Raw genomic sequence first — 18,248 nt, 5'->3', positions numbered from 1 at the left:
CCTGTAGAACCGATGCAACTCACACGCGGATGAAGAAATGAGCTATTTAGAGAACCGTATGATCGCGCTTCGGCGGGATTTGCACAGGCACCCGGAACTGGGCTTTCAAGAGGCGCGGACCAAGTCGGTTGTCGCTGAACGGCTGCGCGCCCTTGGGATCGAAGTGCACGAAGGCGCAGGCGTTGTCGGTGTGCTTCGATCCGGCGTTGGCAACAAAGCCATTGGCCTGCGTGCTGACATGGATGCGCTTCCAATCACCGAAACCTCGTCCCATCACTATGTCTCGACCTCACCCGGTGTGATGCATGCTTGTGGCCACGATGGACATACAACCATGCTGCTTGGGGCGGCAGAGCGTCTGGCGAAAGAACCTACCTTTGACGGTACGGTTGTTTTTCTATTCCAGCCAAACGAAGAGCACGGCCTGGGCGCGCGCGCGATGATCGACGACGGTGTGCTAGAGCAATTTCCGGTCGAAGAAATCTATGCAATCCACAATTTGCCAGGCGCTCCAACCGGTCAGATTTCGACCCGCGCCGGTATTATCTGTAACAGTGAAACCCTGTTCGAGATCACGGTTAAAGGCCAGGGCGGTCATGCCTCGATGCCACAAACCGGCGTTGATGCAATTACCGTAGGGTCCGAGATTGTGGTGGCATTGCAGACCGTGGTGGCACGAAAGCTTGCGCCCGCCTCTGGCGCGGTAGTGTCCGTGACCGAATTCCTGACGGACGGCCAGCGAAACGTCTTGCCGGGCAACGCCACTCTCAAAGGAGATTTTCGCGCCAGATCGCCCGAGGACCGCAACGCCATCGAAGGTTTCATGCGCCAGATCACCGAAGGGATTGCGGCAGCACATGGCATTCAAGCATCGGTCAGCTTTGATACGCAGTTCGTTGAGACCATCAACGCTGCCACCCCGGCCCTTGCGGTATATCGCGCCGCCGAAGCCGCCGGTTGTGACCTGATCAAAGATCGGGCACCGATGAGTTTTTCTGAGGATTTCGCCCAGTTTTCGGCCGCCGTGCCAGGATGTTTCCTGTTGCTGGGCAATGGCGAGACCGGGCCACATGGCCAACCGCTCCATGCTTCTGACTATGATTTCAATGATGAACTGCTGCCGATCGGAGCTGAATTCTGGGCCCGATTGGTTCAGGACCGGTTGCCCCTGCGAAAGGATCAAAAGTCATGAACGCCCCACGACGCGGTTTTGACCAACAAGAATTCGCAACGCGTACCGCAGCGGCGCAGACAAAGATGGCCGAAACCGGTATGGCGGGCATATTGCTGACAACTGAACCGGATGTGCGCTATTTCAGCGGGTTCCACACGCTGTTTTGGCAAAGCCCGACCCGCCCATGGTTCCTGTTCATCCCGGCAACCGGCAAGCCCATCGCAATCATCCCTGAGATCGGCGCAGACCTTATGCGGCGAACCTGGGTCACAGATATCCGCACCTGGGGCGCACCTGCACCAAAGGATGACGGTATCGGGCTGTTGACCGATCTGCTGGCGCCGCTTGCCAGCCGCGGCGAGACTGTCGGCCTGATGAAGGGCCACGAAACCCATTTACGGATGCCCCTTGGCGATTATGAGCGGCTGATCGCGGGCCTGAACGGACTAAAGATCACTGACGCGACCGAGATCGTTCGGGGCTTGCGAATGGTGAAATCCGAGGCCGAGATCGAAAAGCTCTCTTATATCTGCTCAATCGGGTCACAGACGTTTGAGCAGGTGCCTGATTTCGCTCGCGAAGGGCAGCCGCTTGAGGATGTTTTCCGCTCCTTTCGGCGCGAGGGGTTGGCGCAGGGGGCCGATGACGTCCCGTATTTGGTCGGCGGTGCGGATACGGGTGGCTATCACGACGTCATCTCGCCCCCGTCGCGCCGCCCGCTGGCGCGCGGCGATGTGCTGATGCTCGACACGGGGGCCAACTGGGACGGGTATTTTTGCGACTTCGATCGGAATTGGGCCATTGGCCGCGCCGATGACGCCTCACGCCGTGCATATGATGTTCTTTGGCGCGCGACTGAGGCCGGGATCGCCGCAGCTCGCCCCGGAGCGACTTGCCGAGAATTGTATCAAGCGATGCAGAAGGTGATCGCTGAGCTCGACGATCAGGGTGGTGACGTCGGCAGGCTGGGTCATGGGCTTGGCATGCAGCTGACCGAATGGCCCTCGCACACCAGTTGGGATACAACTGAGATCACCGAAAATATGGTACTGACCCTTGAACCATCGCTTGGCTATGGCGACGGTCGGGTCATGGTGCACGAAGAGAACATCGTCATACGTGCAAGTGGGGCAGAGCTTTTGACCAAACGCGCCGCGCCCGAACTACCAATCATCTGAGGCCAATCATGAAGCTTGATTTCGAAACAGACGAAGGCATTGGCACCCGCGCCAATCTAGGTGTGATTGTTCTTGAGACTGACGAGACGTTAGAGAACGAATTCTCTCGGATCATGCGCCTAGCTGGTGTCGCGCTCTATCACAGCCGGATTCCGATGGTGCCCGAAATCCGACCCGACACACTGGCGCGGATGGAACAGGACCTGCCTGCGACGGCACGGCTTTTGCCACCATCGCTCAGCTTTGATGCAATCGGATTTGGCTGTACCTCGGCCTCGACCGTGATCGGGTCCGAGAATGTGGCCAAGGTGATAAAGACGGTCTGCCCGGATGCACGTGTGACAGATCCGTTGGCGGCAATCATCGCTGCCGGTCAGCATTTAGGAGCCCGACGATTGGGCTTCGTCACCCCCTATATTCCCGAAGTTTCCGCTGGGATGCGCACAAAGCTGGAACAGGCCGGTTTCGAAATCGCAGGTTTCGGGTCGTTCGAGGAAGGAAATGATCGCGTTGTTGCGCGGATCACAGAAGGGTCGATCCTTGACGCTATTGAAAAGGTCGCGGCTCAAGCGCCCTGCGATGCTGTTATTGTCTCTTGCACGAACCTGCGATGCCTTGACGTCATTGTTCAGGCAGAAGAAAAGATCGGGATTCCAGTCATTTCCAGCAATCAGGCGCTTGCCTGGCATATGCTTCGATTGGCCGGCATTGAGGACCTCAACCCTCAGTTCGGACGGCTCTTTGGATAGAGCGAGAAGGGTGTCCGCCTAGGGCGCTTTCGTTCAAGCAGGCGATTTGAGGCCAAGCGTTGCCAGAGTTGCAGCCATTGTCTGGCCCCAACGGTCCTGCAATGCGCTGTTTGTGTTGCGACGCAGGCCCATTGATTTCAACAGCTCGAACCGTTTCGGGTCATCGCCGCCGAAGGACACCGCAACCCGAGGCCACCAGTAAGTGACCGAGTGCTGCATGTCGTCCGCCGCACCGTTCTCGATCAGTTTGACCGCCCCTTCCAACGCCAGCTCGCCATGATGCGCCTCGACCGGGGCGATGGTTCGGAAGGCTTCGGCCAGAGGCTGATACGAGATGGTGGAATACTCGGCCAGTTGTTCGGCCACCGCGCGGCTCATCAGCAGATTCATGACCACAGCGTCTGTCCAGCCGGACAGCGGATAGTTGAACACCGCCAGACGCATGTCATGCTCGGACCGGGTGGCCCCGATATCCGCATCCCGCGACAAGCGCATGGTCCAAGGATGGTGATTGGCATAGCGTTCGGTATCTGCGCCAAATTCGCCCATTATGCTGAGAACACAATTTGCGTGATCTGACTTTTCCAGCACGATCTTTGCGGCGGCGATCCGTTCTTTGATCCCCGGCCCCTGATTGATGATGTCGGCAAACCCGGCAGCCCCGGCCAGTTCACTGTCGACAAATGTCGCCATCAGCTTCATCAGCTCGGCCCGATAGCGAGGCGGCACATTCGATGGGTTGGTCAGAACACCGCCTGCGGCCAGATAGCTGTCGAGTGTCATTGAATCGGACATATCTGCCCCCTTTCTACCGGTCGTAATCGACGACCACGCGGTCTGTTACCGGATAGGCCTGGCAGCTTAGCACATAGCCTTTTTCCACTTCGTAATCTTCCAGCGCGTGATTGGCGAGCATCTCGACCTCACCCTCAAGCACCTTGCAGCGGCAGGTCGAACAGACACCCGCCTTGCAGGCAAACGGGGCATCCATAGCGTTTGCCAGGGCGGCCTCAAGAATGGACTGGTCCTTGGGTATGGTCACGGTCTGGGTGGATCCGTCCAGCGTGATCGACGCGCTGCTTTGGTTGCCTTGCGTGGCTGCGTCCGCCGAGACCGGCTTGGCCCTGGCCCGCCCGGGCTGGGCGCTGGCGAACAGCTCGAACTTGATCTGGCCGTCATCCAGACCGTGCTCGCGCAGCGCCGCAGCAATGCCCAGCATCATCGGTTCCGGGCCGCAGATGAACGCCGTGTCAACATGGTCGATATCGACCCAATGTTTGAACAGCTGCGCGCATTTTTCCTGGGTCACCAGACCTGTGAACAGCTCGATCTCTTGAGAGTCTGTCTCAAGAATGTGGATCACGTTGAGGCGGCCCATATAGAGGTTCTTGAGGTCTTCGAGATCCTCGCGGAACATGATCGTGTTGATACCCTTATTGGCATAGATCAGGGTAAAGCGCGATTGCGGTTCCCGCGCGAGGGTCGTCTTGAGGATCGACAGCACCGGAGTAATCCCCGAGCCCCCTGCAAAGCCCAGATATTGCTTTTGCGCAGCCGCATCCATCGGCGTATGAAAGCTGCCCATCGGCGGCATGGCCTCGACAACATCGCCGATATTCAGTTCAGTATTCGCCCAACCGGAAAAAGCGCCGCCCTCAACCCGTTTGATGCCAACCTGCAGCACGCCTTCGTCCTTGCCCGCGCAGATCGAGTAGGACCGGCGCAGCTCTTCTCCGTCAAAGTTGCGGCGGAATGTCAGGTACTGACCGGCGGTGAAATCGAACTGATCCGCAGCGCCGTTTACAGGTTCCAGTGTCACCACCACCGCATCGCGAATGGTTTTGTGGATATCTGTGACTTTCAGGTCGTGGAAACGTGCCATCCGGTGGTCCTCCTCAGATGCACTTGAAATAGTCAAATGGTTCCAGGCAGTCGGTGCATCGCCAATGCGCCTTGCAAGGGGTCGAACCGAACTGGCTGACCTTCTCGACCGCTTTGCTGCCGCAGCGTGGACAGCGATCCGGGCCGCCCGCCGGTTGTGGTGGGGCAATGCCATAGTCTTCCAGCCGTGCCCGGCCCTTATCGCTGAGCCAGTCGGTGGTCCAGGCCGGGGCGATGCTGGTTTCGATCTGCACGTCACTGATCCCGCGATCGTGCAAGGCGGTTTCGATATCCAGGCTGATAATGGATGTTGCCGGACAGCCGGAATAGGTTGGAGTGACCGTCACCTTCAACGTCTCGTCCTGCCACTGCACGTCGCGCACAATGCCAAGATCGACCACCGAAATCACCGGAATTTCAGGGTCAGGAACAGCATCCAGCCATTCCCAGATTTGTTTGGTCGATGCCCGATCCATCGGCGTTACCAGCTTGCTTCGGGATAGGCGCGTTGCAGCCACTGCATCTGTGTCAACAGATGACCCAGATGTTCCGTATGCATCCGCCCGTCACGCCCACCTTTATGGGCAAACCCGCCTTCCGGGATCGTCAAGGTCGCCTCGGACAGGATCCGCTGCACCAAAGCGTCAAACTCCGCGCGCAGATCCGCGGGGTTTGGCGCAATGCCCGCCGCGACCATCTCGGCGTCAACTTCGTCGCTGGTGAACATCTCGCCGACATACGGCCACAGGTAGTCCAGAGCCGACTGCATCCGAGCGTGGCTTTCCGCTGTTCCGTCCCCCAGACCAACCACCGTGTCGCCCGAGCGTTCCAGGTGATATGCCACCTCTTTGCTGGCTTTCGCGGCAATGGCCGCGACACGGTCATCCGTAGAGTTGAGCAAGCGTCCCAGCATGATGGAATGCCACGCATCGAACAGGAACTGGCGCATCAGGGTCCGGCCAAAATTCCCATTTGGAACCTCGACCAGCAGCACATTGCGGAAATCCCAGGCATCGCGCAGGAAGGCCAGATCGTCAGCGGTTTTGCCGCCTTGGATTTCCCCCGCCAGACCCAACCACATCTGAGTCTGCCCGATCAGGTCCAAGGCCGTGTTGGCCAGTGCGATATCCTCTTCCAACACCGGCGCATGGCCGCACCATTCACTGACGCGATGGCCAAGGACCAGGTCGTTATCGCCCATCCGTAGAAGGAATTGTACAAATGCCGCGTCCCGGTCCATCACATGGCCCCCACTTCATCGGGGATGTCGAAAAAGGTCGGGTGACGATAGACCTTGCTTTCGCTGGGCTCGTATAATGGGCCCTTGTCGCTGGGCGAGGAGGCCGAGATATTATTCGCCTCGACCACCCAGATCGACACACCTTCGTTGCGGCGGGTATAGACATCGCGCGCGTTCTTGATGGCCATCTCCGCGTCCGGGGCATGCAACGAGCCGACGTGACGGTGGCTCATACCATGCTGACCGCGGATAAAGACTTCCCACAGGGGCCATTCGTTTTTCATCGGGTTTCCTCCTCAGGGTCGACTTATTCGGCAGCCACTGTGCCAGAGCGTTTCTTTTCGGCATGGGCCATCAGCCCGTCGCGCACCCATTTGCCGTCGTCCCAGGCTTGGTTTCGGGCGGCCAGCCGGTCGGTGTTGCAGGGGCCATTGCCGCTGATGACATCGAAGAACTCAGACCAGTCGGGTTCTGAGAAATCATAATGGCCGCGATCGTCGTTCCAATTCAGCTTTGGGTCAGGGATGGTCAGGCCCAGATACTCGGCCTGTGGCACAGTCTGATCGACGAATTTCTGACGCAGCTCGTCATTGGTGTTCATCTTGATCTTCCATTTCATCGACTGCGTCGAATGCACCGAGTCCTTGTCGGACGGTCCAAACATCATCAGCGATGGGTACCAAAAGCGGTTCAAAGCGTCCTGCGCCATTCGTTTCTGTTCCGGCGTGCCTTCGGCCATCTTGCGGATGGCGTCATAGCCCTGACGCTGATGAAAGCTCTCTTCTTTGCAGATGCGGATCATGGCGCGTGAATAGGGACCGTAAGACGTGCGCTGCAACGGCACCTGGTTCATGATCGCGGCGCCATCCACCAGCCAGCCAACGGCACCAACATCAGCCCAGTTCAGGGTGGGATAGTTGAAGATGGACGAGTATTTCATGCGCCCGTCCAGCAGCATTTCGGTGATCTCATCCCGGCTGACACCCAGTGTTTCGGCGGCGCAGTAAAGGTAGAGACCATGCCCGGCCTCGTCCTGAACTTTTGCCAACAGGATCGCCTTGCGTTCCAGTGTGGGTGCCCGCGTGATCCAGTTCGCCTCGGGCAGTTGCCCAACGATTTCGGAATGGGCGTGCTGGCCGATCTGGCGGATCAGCGTCTTGCGATAGCCTTCGGGCATCCAATCCTTAGGTTCGATCTTTTCGTCAGCGTCTATGCGCGCCTGAAAGGCAGCAAGCTTTGCAGGATCTTCCTGTGTCGCCTCGGACTTAACCATCTGAGCATACATGTCCCGTCATCTCCCCTATACGCGTTCAAGAATAAGCGCTGCGCCCTGTCCGACGCCGACACACATGGTGCACAGCGCGTATCGCCCGCCCGTGCGCCGCAACTGATAGGCCGCGGTCATAACCAACCTTGCGCCGGACATGCCCAACGGGTGGCCAATGGCAATCGCGCCCCCATTCGGGTTCACCTGTGGCGCGTCGTCTGGCAGGCCCAGTTCGCGCAGTGTCGCCAGACCCTGGGACGCGAAGGCCTCATTCAACTCTATCACGTCCATTTGCTCGATGCTCAGCCCGGCGCGGGCCAAAACTTTGCGGCTGGCCGGAACCGGGCCAATGCCCATGACACGCGGCTCAACCCCGGCGACAGACATGCCCACGACCCGGGCCATCGGGGTCAGGCCGTTCTTTGACGCTGCCGCCTCATTGGCCATCAAAATGGCTGCAGCGCCATCATTGACGCCCGAGGCGTTGCCAGCGGTCACCGTCTTGTCCGACCCGTTGACACCTTTGAGACCAGACAGTTTGTCCACGGTCACATCCGAGCGCGGATGTTCATCCGTATCGACAATGATCGGATCGCCCTTGCGTTGCGGGATCGTGACCGGGGTGATTTCATCCCGGAACAGACCTGCCTCGTGCGCGGCGGCCCATCGGGCCTGACTGCGCGCCGCAAAAGCATCTTGGTCATCGCGGCTGATACCAAAGTCTTCGGCCACATTGTCGGCCGTTTGCGGCATCGAGTCGATGCCATAGGCCTGTTTCATCTTCGGGTTCACAAAGCGCCAGCCGATCGTCGTATCATAGACCGCATTGCTGCGGGTAAAGGCCGAGGTCGCCTTGGGCATCACAAAGGGCGCCCGCGACATGCTTTCGACGCCGCCGGCCACAGCCAGATCATAATCGCCCGCCTTGATGCCCCGCGCCGCCATTCCAACCGCATCCATTCCACTGGCGCACAATCGGTTCACTGTTGTTCCGGGCACATCAACCGGCAATCCAGCCAACAAGGCCGCCATCCGTGCCACATTGCGGTTGCTTTCACCCGCCTGATTGGCATCGCCATAGATCACATCATCAACGCTGGCCCAATCAACCTGCGGGTTGCGCTCTTTCAGGGCGGCCAATGGAATCGCGGCCAGATCATCTGTCCTGACTGACGACAAAGCCCCCCCATATCGCCCAATCGGAGTGCGCGTCGCGTCGCAAATGAATGCGTCCATCACTTAGTTCTCCTGTAGGTGCTGATCCGTATCATTGACCGCATGGTCGGTTTTTAGGGCGTCCATCGATTCGAGGCAAGCTTTATGTTACGAGTTCTTTTTCTTTTTTAGTTTTTCTGTAACATTTGGCGCGAGAGAAACGCCGCAATGATCGCCGAATGACCAGCATCGGGCGGATCAGATAGGTGACGCTAAAGAAAACCTAGCTGTCCAGCTCGGCTTCCAAGGATGTTAAATCCGGGCGCGGCAGTTTTTCCAACAACTGAGATACAGCCGCCCGGCATGTAGCGCCTTTCCAGTCAGCGGGCAGAAACGCTGCAGGAAAGGCGGGATGGCGCAGAACAATACGACGCCAATTATGCACGATCAGGACACGCAGAATGGCCGTCTTCATCGGGTCGCCCGCCCCCTCGGGCGGCATCTCTTGGTCGATGATCTGTGTCGATCTCAAGAACTGATCATAGGCGGTTTTCAACGCCTCTGGCCCGCAGAGATCCCGAAGCCAGCCAGGAACAGAGATAGCGCTGCTTTCCACGCCCATCAGCTCTTCAAGACCCGCCGGAACCTGACCCGGAGCCATCGACGTTGCGGGATTGAGAGAGATGTAGTCCCCAGTCAGCATCAGGTCAGCCAATTCTTTGCGCGATGAGTCCGAATTGCTGGCGATAAGTACATGCCAGAGGCCGGGTTCCGGCCCTTCCTTGGCATAGATACGCGGTGCGGCGGTCACACTCTGATGACGGCCAAACGCGGTCAGGCGGTGAAAGCTGCTGCGCCCTTTGCGGGTGCTTTCGATCCAGCCATCCTTGCGCAGCCGATGCAGGGCAACACGCGTGGCTTCGGCCTTGATCCCGGCAAGGCTGGTCAGTGCGGTGATCACCGCACCACTTATTTGATCTGTTTCTTCCTGCGCCAGATCACCGAATATCGTCACCAGCACGGACCACACCCGTTGCGTACCCTCAGAGGTCAGATGGCTAACGCAGGTTTCAAACCAATCGGGGGCTGAATCTTTCATACGGCAAGTATAATCGGGCAAGATCGAATTACCATCCGGCCCAAGAATCTTAGTAGGCCACCATGGTCAGCAGCTCATATTCGGCCACAGGCTCATCATCTTGTTGGGTCAGGGTGACATGCCAGCGCACTTCGCCATATTCATCATTGCGGCGGGTTTTCTTTTTGACCGTCAGGCGCACCTTGATGCTGTCGCCTGCCTCTACCGGTTTCATAAAGCGCAGGTTATCGAGCCCAGTATTGGCCAGGACCGGCCCTTCGTTCGGTTCCACAAAAAGACCCGCCGCGAAAGACAGCAAAAGATATCCATGTGCGACCCGGCCCGGAAAGAACGGGTTACGCTCAGCCGCGGCCTGATCCATGTGGGCATAGAAGGTGTCGCCGGTGAATTCGGCGAAATGTTCAATGTCTTCCATGGTCACGGTCCGCGGTGCGGTGTGGATCGTCTCACCAATGGCCAGATCGTGATAGCGGCGTGTAAATGGATGGGCTGGCGCATTGACCTCGGCTGCACCCGGCACCCATCTCTCGCCAATAGCTGTCAATATGTCCGGCGATCCTTGAATCGCCGTACGTTGCATATAATGCATCACACCGCGCACACCGCCCATTTCCTCGCCACCGCCAGCACGGCCGGGACCGCCATGGACCATATGCGGCAAAGGAGAGCCATGGCCTGTGGATTCTTTCATCGAGTCTCGGTTGTTGAAATAGAGCCGCCCATGATAGGCCCCTGCCCCCATAACAAATTTGCGGGCAACATCAGCATCATGTGTGATGACTGAGGCCACCAGAGACCCCTGCCCTCGGTTCGCCAGCTCAATCGCGTGGTCGGTATCGCGATAGCCCATGATTGTACTGACGGGCCCAAAGGCTTCGGTATCATGCACACGTTGCGCGGCATCGGGATCGCTGCAATGGAACAGCATCGGTGGCAGAAAGGCGCCCTTATCTGCATCGGCCCCATCGACCACGAAGTCGTCCGGGTTGCCAAAGACGCACTCGGCCTCGTGCCCTATAATCGCGGCCTTCTCCAAAACATCGCGCTTCTGACTGGCTGAGACCAGCGCGCCCATTCGGGTGGTTTCCAGTTTCGGATCCCCGATGGTGGTCTTTGCCAAACGCGCGGACAGCGCCTCAATCACGGCCTGCACATGCGGCTCGGGCGCGATGATCCTGCGGATGGCAGTGCATTTCTGACCCGCCTTGGTGGTCATCTCGCGCTGAACCTCTTTGACGAACAGATCGAATTCGGGCGTTCCCGGCGCGGCATCAGGGCCCAGGACCGAGCAGTTCAAGCTGTCCTGTTCCGCCACGAACCGGACCGAATTTTCCAGGATTACGGGGTTCGCGCGCAGCTTCAGCGCCGTATCCGCCGAGCCGGTAAAGCTGACCACATCCTGCATGGTCAGGCGATCGAGCATGTCGCCCAGCCCGCCTGACACCAGTTGCAATGCACCGTTGGGCAATATGCCCGACTCGAGCATCAACCGAACGCACAGCTCGGTCACATAGCAGGAATTTGTGGCCGGTTTGACGATGGCCGGAACCCCCGCCAGAAGAGTCGGAGCCAGCTTTTCCAGCATGCCCCAGACCGGAAAGTTGAAAGCGTTGATATGGATCGCAACACCTTTCAACGGGGTGCAGATATGTTGCCCCAGAAAGGTGCCATTGCGCGAAAGCTGCTCGACCTCGCCGTCGAGATAGACATGCCCGTCCGGCATCTCGCGCCGCCCTTTTGAGGCAAAGACGAACATCGTGCCAATACCGCCGTCAATGTCGATCAGATGATCCGCCTGGGTTGCGCCGGTATTGAAGGACAGATCGTACATCGCCTGCTTGTGCTTGCCCAGATGAACAGACAGCGCCTTGAGCATCTTGGCCCGCTGGTGAAACGTCATCTTGCGCAGCGCAGGACCACCAACATTGCGCGCATGATGCAGCATTCCCTGAACGTCCAAGGCGTTGTTTCCGGCTGTTGCGATCACCTCTCCCGTCACCGCGCTTGCGATGTTGCGAGCACCTGCCCCCGGCGCAATCCACTCGCCCGCAGCAAAACTTGAAATCTGTTGGATCGTCATAGGTCTCTCCTTACTCGCAGCAGGGCTAGCGCGCGGGGGCGTTTGCGATATCTTATTATTAACCGTACGGTCGGTCAATAAATTTCAGAACAAGCAGCGCGGCTAGTTCAAACCTGCGCGGGCAGGTGGGCGAACCCCCGAAACCGAATACGCCCCCCACGCTGAGCACTTTCCGTGATCTGGTAATCAGGGAACCGGTTCAAAAACCGGCTAATGGCAACCCGTCCTTCCATCCGGGCCAAGGTCAGACCAACACAAGTATGCGGTCCGCCCGCAAACGCGTGGTGCTTGTTGGGACGGCGATCCAACATCATGTCGTCGGGGCAATCAAACTGTCGCGGATCGCGGTTGGCCGCGCCGATGCAAAGATGCAGATCGGTTCCTGCTGGAATGACATGTCCGTGAAATTCCACCTCTTCAGTGGTCAGGCGATTGCCGAACTGGTTCGGGCTTTCCAGACGCAGAAACTCGTCAACTGCGGTGAAAATCAGGTCTGGATTAACCAACAGCTCGGTCCGCTTATCCCTGTGGCGGTCCAACAGATCCAAAGCGTTGCCAATCAGGTTTGTTGTGGTCTCATGCCCGGCATTCAGTATGAAGATGCAGTTCTGGTACAGTTCAACTTCGGTCAGGCCGCCCTCGGTGTCATCCTGTATCAACCGGGTCAAAACATCGGTCTCCGGGTTGCCCGGGTTGGCCCTGCGGTCGTCGATGATATCGCGCAAAAAGGCTTTGAACTCGCGGACTGCGCGGTTGCCCCAATCTTCCTGCTCGGGCGTCAGCTGCGGTTCCAACGCCCCGAGAATGGCCAAGGACCACTCACGCAACGGCTCACGCTCGGACCGAGGGATTCCCAGCAGGTTGCCGATGATCTCGATCGGGATCGCCCCGGCAAAATCCTCGATCAACTCAACTGTGCCCTTGGCCTGCATTTGATCCAACAGCCCGTCGACAAGTTCGATCAGACCCGGCTCCATCTGCGCCAAAGCGCGCGGGTTCATCGCGCCCACCATCACCTTGCGGACACGCGAGTGCAGGGGCGGATCATTGAACACAAGACTGGTGGTGTGATGTTCAAACAATGGGCTATCCACCCCGTATTTGGGGCCAAACACGGCCTTCTTGTCCGAAATGAACCGCGTTGTGTCCCGATAGATGATGTCCAGATCCTGATGTCGTGACAGGATCACCGACCCATCGGGTTGCAGGCAGACGGGCGTATCTTCACGCAGCGCCCTATAGGTAGGATAGGGATCATCGTGGAACCCGTCAGGCAGCTTGGTCAGCGCAAACATCAGTGGCCCATCGCACCCATCTGTTCCGGCAGAACCAGCACAAGCCAGGGCACCAGAACGATCAGGGCCAGCCGGAAGATATCGGCGATCCAAAACGGCGTGACGCCTCTGAAGATCGTCCCGGTCGACACATCCCCGACCACACCCTTCAGAATGAACACGTTCAGCCCCACGGGCGGGGTGATCAGGCTGATTTCGGTGACGACGACCACTACAATGCCGAACCAGATCGGGTCATATCCCAGCGATGTGACCAGAGGAAAAAAGATCGGCACGGTCAGCAGCAGCATCGACAGGGATTCAAAAACACACCCCAAAATGATGTAGATGCCCAGGATCATCAGGATCACCACAAAGGGCTCAACGTCATACGCTGTGACCATGGCGATCAGCGCTTCGGGCAAACCGGCGAGGTTGATGAAGTTCGAAAATATCTGCGCCCCGATCAAGACCGAGAACAGGGCCGCAGCGGTCGCGGTGGTTTCCTTCAAAACCTCGAATGTTGAACCCAGGCTAAGCCCGCCGCGCGACAAGGCAATCAAAAAGGCGCCCATGGCCCCCATCCCCGCCGCCTCGGTCGGGCTGAAGGTCAGGTTCAGCGGTTGAAAATCGAAGGCACCATAAAGCCCGCCAATGACCAGAAAGAACAGCAGCAACACGGCCCAGACCGAGCGCAAGGCCCTCAGGCGCTCGACCCAACCGTGGCGTTCGCCTGCCGGTCCCGCCTCTGGTTTGCGCCAGACGGTCCAGCGCACCGCGAAAAGATAAAACAGAATGCCAAGCACACCGGGGATAATGCCCGCAACAAACAGTTTGCCAATCGAGGTTTCCGTCAGCAGGCCATATATGACCAGGATCACCGAGGGCGGGATCAGGATGCCAAGCGTGCCACCCGCTGCAATCGACGCAGTCGAAAGCTCATCCGCATAACCATACCGGCGCATTTCCGGCATCGCGACCTTGGACATGGTGGCCGCTGTCGCCAGAGACGACCCGCAAATTGCCGAGAACCCGCCGCAGGCCGCGACAGTCGCCATGGCGATGCCGCCCCGGAAATGGCCGAGAAATGCATTGGATACCGCATAAAGCTCGCGCGCGAGCCCGCCTTTGTTCACGAACAGGCCCATCAGGATGAACAGAGGCACCACCGACAATCCGTAATCCTGTGCCGTATCGGTGATCTGGCGACCCACCATCGACATCGCCGCCTTCAAGCCGCGCTCCGAAAAGATGCTGCCGCCACGTTCGTAGGCGAACCCAAGCGTACCAACCAGACCCATCGCGAAGACGATAGGCAGACGCACCAGTACAAGCACCAGAACAAGGGCAAAACCGATAAGTGCGGCGGTCATTGAGAGGTCTCCGACAAGGATTGGGGGGAGAAGATAGTAATTAGGCCCGTGACAATCATCGCCATGGCCGTGATCGCAGTGAACCCGGCGATGAACCAGCCGACATAGAATACCGGGATCGACAGGTATTCAGTCACATCGCCATAGTCCCGTGCTCGCTCGGCAAGAATCCAGACGCGTTTGATCGGCCAGATGAGCATCACGCCCGACACAATATATACAACAGCGTCACGCGCTCGGCTCAGCCGCAAGCGGGAAAATACTCCGTCCGTCAGGTCGACGGCGATCTGACCCTTTCCGGCTGAGATCATCGGCAGAACCGAAAACACCATGATCGCCATGAGAATACGTGTCAGCTCAGTCGCCGCCTCAATCGGGGCGTTGAAGACAGACCGCAGTATGACGTCAAAAAAGGTCATCACCATCAGGATGAACAGCGCGATACAGGCCAGCAGCGTCGGAGCGATGCTGACGCGACGCGCAAAAGTCACGAGAGATTGCATGATTGGGTCCCGGCTGGTGAATTTGGCTGGCGAAGAGACCCCGCCAGCCGGACTGCGTTATTGGGCAGCCATTTCATTTACGATCATGTCATAGGCCGCCTGTGCGTCAACACCGGTGCCGTTGACCTCGTCAATCACCTTGGCGCGGACATCAACGGCGATCGCGTTGAATTTTTCCAGATCTTCCGCCGAGGCCGCGTTGATTGCGTTGCCCTCAGTGGCTTCGGTCGCCTCGCGGCCGATCCCGTCGATCTCGTCCCAGATCTTGCCGATTTCGCGGCTCAGCGGTTCACCGAACACATTCTCCTCCAGCGCCTGCTGCAGCTCAGGGGGCAGGTCGGCAAACGTTTCTTCGTTCATGATAAAGGCGAACGACCCGCGATACAGGCCGCCCGGAACCTCGTAAACGTTCTGGGCAACCTCGGTCAGCTTAAAACCCTTGCGGGATTCAAACGGCATGACAACGCCATCGGCTGCTTTCGAAGCAAGGGTCTCATAGACTTTCGGTGCAGGCACCTGGATGCCGGTCGCGCCAAGCGCTGTGCCGACGTCACCGCCAACCCCACCCGGGATACGGACCTTGAGGCCCGACACTTCATCCAGCGTGGTCACCGCGCTGCTGGAATGCAACTGCGCCGGACCATGGGTATGCAGGGCGATCACTTTCACGCCGCGATGCTCGTCCGCGGCCTTGAGATGCGCGTCATAGGTGCGCCAATATGCAACCGATGCGGCCTCTGCCGAGCCTTCATATCCGGGCAGTTCTATCATCTTTGTGGTGACAAAGCGCCCCGGCTGGTAGCCGTGGAAAATGATCGAGGCATCCGCCGCGCCATCCATGATCAGATCCATCTGTGCTGGTGGCGGCGCGATCCCCAACTTCAGTTCGGCGGTGACCTGACCGTCTGTGGCCTCTTCAACCATTTCCACGAATTTTGGCCACATCTTCGCGTTGATACCGTGGGTCGGCGGCGCCCAGCTGGATATGGTCAGCGTATAATCTGCGGCCAGCGCCACGGTGCCCGAAACGGCCAAGGCGGCTGAGGCCAATAGCGTGCTCAAACTGTTGAATTTCATGGTTTTGTCTCCTCCCTCTGAAACATACATTGAATCTGCGTTAATAGTCCGTTTTGTAACCATCAATAGTCATGGTGATGTGGTCTGCCCCGCAATCCTCCAAGACCCGGGGCTTTCAGAGGCGACGGTCTCCATTATTCCCCGCGACAGCTGCGCCCCAATTTCATCCCGATAGTTCATCGGCCCCCCGCGCCAGCGCGGGAATCCGTAGCCATGGATCTGGACCATATCCACGGCCATCGCGTTTTCTGCGATACCCTCTTCGATGATCAATGCGCCCTCATTCGCAAGTACCGCCATCAAGCGCGACGAAATCTCGGTGCTCGCAAACGCGCGCCGGGTGATGCCATGTTCAGCCGAGTTGGCTTCGATCAAAGCCTCGACCTGTGTATCACGGATCGGCGTACGGTCGCCGTCATCATAACTATACCAACCTTTTCCGGACCGTTGCCCGAAACGCTCCATCTCGCAAAGCTGGTCGGCCACAGAGACATAGCGCTCATCCGGTGGGCGTGTTGCGGCATTGCGCTTGCGATTGGCCCATGAGATCTGAAGACCGGTCAGATCCTGCAATTCGTACGGACCCATGGGCATACCAAAGTCGCGCATGGCCTGATCCACTTGATAAGGCAGCGCACCATCTGCCAGCAGATAATCAGCCTCGCGCCGATATGCAGCCAGCATGCGATTGCCGATAAAGCCATCGCAAATGCCCGATAGGACCGCCACTTTGCCCAGCTTTTTGCCAAACGCAAATCCGGTGGCGATGACCTCTGGGTCCGAATGCCCGGTATGTACGATTTCAAGCAGTTTCATGACATGGGCTGGGCTGAAGAAATGTAGACCTATACAGCGGGCCGGACTGTCGATACCGGCGAAAATCTGGTTTGGATCCAGATAAGATGTGTTGGTGGCAAGAATTGCGTTTGTGTCCATATGCCGGGCGAGTTCCGCGAAAACCTGCTGTTTGACAGATATGTCCTCGAACACCGCCTCAATGGCCAGTTGCGCATCCCGTGCGTCGGCATAGCTGTCAACGGCGCGAAAAGCGCTCAGGCGGCTCTGCATCTGCGCCTCAGTCAGCTTTCCCCGTTTGGCAGCGCCTTCGAGCAGGCCCTTAACACGCCCCAAGGCCGCCGCGGCGGCTTCGGCGTTCTGCTCAATCAACGTGACAGAAAACCCCCCATTCAGGGCGGCGGTTGCAATCCCGGCACCCATCAGACCGCCGCCGACCACCGCGATACGGCTGATGTCGCGCGGGGTTACGCCTCTGATCAAAGAAGGTTTGGACACGCTCCGTTCGGCAAAGAAAGCATGGCGAAGGGCCCTGCTTTCGGCACCTTGGCGCAGGGCCAAATGGCGGACGCGCTCTTTTGGCAAGGCATCGGCAAAGGGTTCGGTTGCCCACCCCAATGCCGTCAGATTTTCCAGCGGAGACTGCTGACCCTTTGACCGTTTCAAAAGTTCCGCGCGCGAAACCTCTATCAGGTCCGGTGCAAAGCTGGTGAGGCTACGCTGACTGACTGGCACTGGTCGCTGCGGCAGGTTGGCCGCAAAGGCCTCAACGGCAGCCTCAGGCTGTTCAGCGACAAGATCAAGGCCACCCAGCCCTAGTAACGTTTCTGCAGTCAGGATCTTGCCCCGGCAGGCCATGTCAATCGCGGCCTCCATCCCCACAAGACGGGGAATACGCTGGGTGCCCCCTGCCCCGGGGATCAGGCCGACATTGACCTCTGGCAGACCAAATCTGGTGCCCGACGCGGCAATGCGCCAAGCGCAAGCCATGGCAATCTCGAACCCGCCGCCCAGAACAGTACCGTGCATGCAGGCGATAAAGGGAACTTCACTGTCTTCGATCATCTGTACTACGTCAGGCAGATGTGGCTCAACCGGTGGGGCGTCGAACTCTGTCATATCGCCACCGGCAACAAAGGTTTTACCCGCACATCGCAGGACAGCCACGCGCGCGCCTTTGATGGCACCTACCGCGTCGGCCAACCCCTGACGCACCGCAGCGGATGTCGCGTTCACTGGCGGATTGTTGATCGTTACCCAGGCAACGTCACCCTTCCGCTCAACGCTCACCACCGGCGATTTTGCCATAACCCATCCCTTTGATTTGCTCAGATTCGGCTTGCGTTTATATATTGACCAACCGTTCGGTTAATGCAATCATAAAGTTGAAACGATACCGGCCG

General features: G+C 58.4%; 17 protein-coding genes. 3 read left to right on the top strand and 14 right to left on the bottom strand.

Annotated features, from left to right (window positions below):
* The first annotated feature begins 37 nt into the window (after positions 1–37).
* The 3 genes from AC2FHX_RS14050 to AC2FHX_RS14040 are packed head-to-tail and all read left to right on the top strand — an operon-like array spanning position 38 to position 3,101.
* The gene (locus AC2FHX_RS14050) at positions 38–1,192 is read left to right on the top strand and encodes an amidohydrolase (protein ID WP_496702168.1); all 1,155 of its coding nucleotides are present in this window, start codon (positions 38–40) and stop codon (positions 1,190–1,192) included.
* The gene (locus tag AC2FHX_RS14045) at positions 1,189–2,352 is read left to right on the top strand and encodes a M24 family metallopeptidase (protein ID WP_496702170.1); all 1,164 of its coding nucleotides are present in this window, start codon (positions 1,189–1,191) and stop codon (positions 2,350–2,352) included. The genes AC2FHX_RS14050 and AC2FHX_RS14045 overlap by 4 nt, the downstream gene beginning before the upstream one ends.
* A gap of 8 nt (positions 2,353–2,360) precedes the next feature.
* Positions 2,361–3,101 (top strand): maleate cis-trans isomerase family protein, encoded by a 741-nt coding sequence (locus AC2FHX_RS14040; RefSeq protein ID WP_271949047.1) that lies wholly within the window; start codon positions 2,361–2,363, stop codon positions 3,099–3,101.
* Between the two features lie 33 nt (positions 3,102–3,134).
* Here AC2FHX_RS14040 and AC2FHX_RS14035 read toward each other — a convergent pair whose 3' ends face one another.
* The 14 genes from AC2FHX_RS14035 to AC2FHX_RS13970 form a co-directional block, all read right to left on the bottom strand.
* Complete coding sequence (locus AC2FHX_RS14035; protein ID WP_496702172.1) at positions 3,135–3,896, bottom strand: Phenylacetic acid catabolic protein; 762 nt, start codon at positions 3,894–3,896, stop codon at positions 3,135–3,137.
* A gap of 13 nt (positions 3,897–3,909) precedes the next feature.
* Entirely contained in the window at positions 3,910–4,983 is a 1,074-nt protein-coding gene (locus AC2FHX_RS14030; RefSeq protein WP_496691535.1) for a 2Fe-2S iron-sulfur cluster-binding protein, read from the bottom strand.
* A 13-nt stretch (positions 4,984–4,996) separates the two neighbouring features.
* The gene (paaD, locus tag AC2FHX_RS14025) at positions 4,997–5,458 is read right to left on the bottom strand and encodes a 1,2-phenylacetyl-CoA epoxidase subunit PaaD (RefSeq protein ID WP_496702174.1); all 462 of its coding nucleotides are present in this window, start codon (positions 5,456–5,458) and stop codon (positions 4,997–4,999) included.
* A 5-nt stretch (positions 5,459–5,463) separates the two neighbouring features.
* On the bottom strand, positions 5,464–6,222 hold the full coding sequence (gene paaC / locus AC2FHX_RS14020; protein ID WP_496702176.1) for a 1,2-phenylacetyl-CoA epoxidase subunit PaaC: 759 nt from the start codon (positions 6,220–6,222) through the stop codon (positions 5,464–5,466).
* Positions 6,222–6,506, bottom strand: coding sequence for a 1,2-phenylacetyl-CoA epoxidase subunit PaaB (gene paaB / locus AC2FHX_RS14015; RefSeq protein ID WP_142639870.1), 285 nt, complete (start codon positions 6,504–6,506; stop codon positions 6,222–6,224). The genes paaC and paaB overlap by 1 nt, the downstream gene beginning before the upstream one ends.
* Positions 6,507–6,529: 23 nt before the next feature.
* Positions 6,530–7,507: a 1,2-phenylacetyl-CoA epoxidase subunit PaaA gene (gene paaA / locus AC2FHX_RS14010; protein ID WP_281972861.1), complete on the bottom strand. Its 978-nt coding sequence runs from the start codon at positions 7,505–7,507 to the stop codon at positions 6,530–6,532.
* A gap of 15 nt (positions 7,508–7,522) precedes the next feature.
* A complete protein-coding gene (gene pcaF / locus AC2FHX_RS14005) occupies positions 7,523–8,725 on the bottom strand; it encodes a 3-oxoadipyl-CoA thiolase (RefSeq protein ID WP_496702178.1) in 1,203 nt (400 codons plus the stop codon).
* Between the two features lie 202 nt (positions 8,726–8,927).
* Positions 8,928–9,743 carry a PaaX family transcriptional regulator C-terminal domain-containing protein gene (locus AC2FHX_RS14000; protein ID WP_496702180.1) on the bottom strand — a complete coding sequence of 272 codons (816 nt, stop codon included), beginning with the start codon at positions 9,741–9,743 and terminating at the stop codon, positions 8,928–8,930.
* Between the two features lie 49 nt (positions 9,744–9,792).
* Complete coding sequence (gene paaZ, locus AC2FHX_RS13995; protein ID WP_496702182.1) at positions 9,793–11,823, bottom strand: phenylacetic acid degradation bifunctional protein PaaZ; 2,031 nt, start codon at positions 11,821–11,823, stop codon at positions 9,793–9,795.
* Positions 11,824–11,930: 107 nt separating this feature from the next.
* Positions 11,931–13,118 (bottom strand): cytochrome P450, encoded by a 1,188-nt coding sequence (locus AC2FHX_RS13990; protein WP_496691529.1) that lies wholly within the window; start codon positions 13,116–13,118, stop codon positions 11,931–11,933.
* Positions 13,118–14,470 carry a TRAP transporter large permease gene (locus tag AC2FHX_RS13985; protein WP_496702184.1) on the bottom strand — a complete coding sequence of 451 codons (1,353 nt, stop codon included), beginning with the start codon at positions 14,468–14,470 and terminating at the stop codon, positions 13,118–13,120. The genes AC2FHX_RS13990 and AC2FHX_RS13985 overlap by 1 nt, the downstream gene beginning before the upstream one ends.
* Positions 14,467–14,973 (bottom strand): TRAP transporter small permease, encoded by a 507-nt coding sequence (locus AC2FHX_RS13980; RefSeq protein ID WP_496691527.1) that lies wholly within the window; start codon positions 14,971–14,973, stop codon positions 14,467–14,469. The genes AC2FHX_RS13985 and AC2FHX_RS13980 overlap by 4 nt, the downstream gene beginning before the upstream one ends.
* A 57-nt stretch (positions 14,974–15,030) precedes the next feature.
* Positions 15,031–16,050: a TRAP transporter substrate-binding protein gene (locus AC2FHX_RS13975; protein ID WP_271949076.1), complete on the bottom strand. Its 1,020-nt coding sequence runs from the start codon at positions 16,048–16,050 to the stop codon at positions 15,031–15,033.
* A 69-nt stretch (positions 16,051–16,119) separates the two neighbouring features.
* Positions 16,120–18,153: an FAD-dependent oxidoreductase gene (locus AC2FHX_RS13970; RefSeq protein WP_496702186.1), complete on the bottom strand. Its 2,034-nt coding sequence runs from the start codon at positions 18,151–18,153 to the stop codon at positions 16,120–16,122.
* Positions 18,154–18,248 lie beyond the last annotated feature (95 nt).

The organism is Ruegeria sp. CDSC042 (genome assembly GCF_059610745.1).
Note: the sequence above shows the minus strand (reverse complement) of the source record. Positions and strands in the feature narration are given on the sequence as shown.

What these genes read in the sequence shown, in the direction of transcription:
- AC2FHX_RS14050 (WP_496702168.1), top strand. Translation starts at nt 38, where the DNA reads ATGAGCTATTTAGAGAACCGTATGATCGCGCTTCGGCGGGATTTGCAC.
- AC2FHX_RS14045 (WP_496702170.1), top strand. Translation starts at nt 1,189, where the DNA reads ATGAACGCCCCACGACGCGGTTTTGACCAACAAGAATTCGCAACGCGT.
- AC2FHX_RS14040 (WP_271949047.1), top strand. Translation starts at nt 2,361, where the DNA reads ATGAAGCTTGATTTCGAAACAGACGAAGGCATTGGCACCCGCGCCAAT.
- AC2FHX_RS14035 (WP_496702172.1), bottom strand. Translation starts at nt 3,896, where the DNA reads ATGTCCGATTCAATGACACTCGACAGCTATCTGGCCGCAGGCGGTGTT.
- AC2FHX_RS14030 (WP_496691535.1), bottom strand. Translation starts at nt 4,983, where the DNA reads ATGGCACGTTTCCACGACCTGAAAGTCACAGATATCCACAAAACCATT.
- paaD (WP_496702174.1), bottom strand. Translation starts at nt 5,458, where the DNA reads ATGGATCGGGCATCGACCAAACAAATCTGGGAATGGCTGGATGCTGTT.
- paaC (WP_496702176.1), bottom strand. Translation starts at nt 6,222, where the DNA reads ATGGACCGGGACGCGGCATTTGTACAATTCCTTCTACGGATGGGCGAT.
- paaB (WP_142639870.1), bottom strand. Translation starts at nt 6,506, where the DNA reads ATGAAAAACGAATGGCCCCTGTGGGAAGTCTTTATCCGCGGTCAGCAT.
- paaA (WP_281972861.1), bottom strand. Translation starts at nt 7,507, where the DNA reads ATGTATGCTCAGATGGTTAAGTCCGAGGCGACACAGGAAGATCCTGCA.
- pcaF (WP_496702178.1), bottom strand. Translation starts at nt 8,725, where the DNA reads ATGGACGCATTCATTTGCGACGCGACGCGCACTCCGATTGGGCGATAT.
- AC2FHX_RS14000 (WP_496702180.1), bottom strand. Translation starts at nt 9,743, where the DNA reads ATGAAAGATTCAGCCCCCGATTGGTTTGAAACCTGCGTTAGCCATCTG.
- paaZ (WP_496702182.1), bottom strand. Translation starts at nt 11,823, where the DNA reads ATGACGATCCAACAGATTTCAAGTTTTGCTGCGGGCGAGTGGATTGCG.
- AC2FHX_RS13990 (WP_496691529.1), bottom strand. Translation starts at nt 13,118, where the DNA reads ATGTTTGCGCTGACCAAGCTGCCTGACGGGTTCCACGATGATCCCTAT.
- AC2FHX_RS13985 (WP_496702184.1), bottom strand. Translation starts at nt 14,470, where the DNA reads ATGACCGCCGCACTTATCGGTTTTGCCCTTGTTCTGGTGCTTGTACTG.
- AC2FHX_RS13980 (WP_496691527.1), bottom strand. Translation starts at nt 14,973, where the DNA reads ATGCAATCTCTCGTGACTTTTGCGCGTCGCGTCAGCATCGCTCCGACG.
- AC2FHX_RS13975 (WP_271949076.1), bottom strand. Translation starts at nt 16,050, where the DNA reads ATGAAATTCAACAGTTTGAGCACGCTATTGGCCTCAGCCGCCTTGGCC.
- AC2FHX_RS13970 (WP_496702186.1), bottom strand. Translation starts at nt 18,153, where the DNA reads ATGGCAAAATCGCCGGTGGTGAGCGTTGAGCGGAAGGGTGACGTTGCC.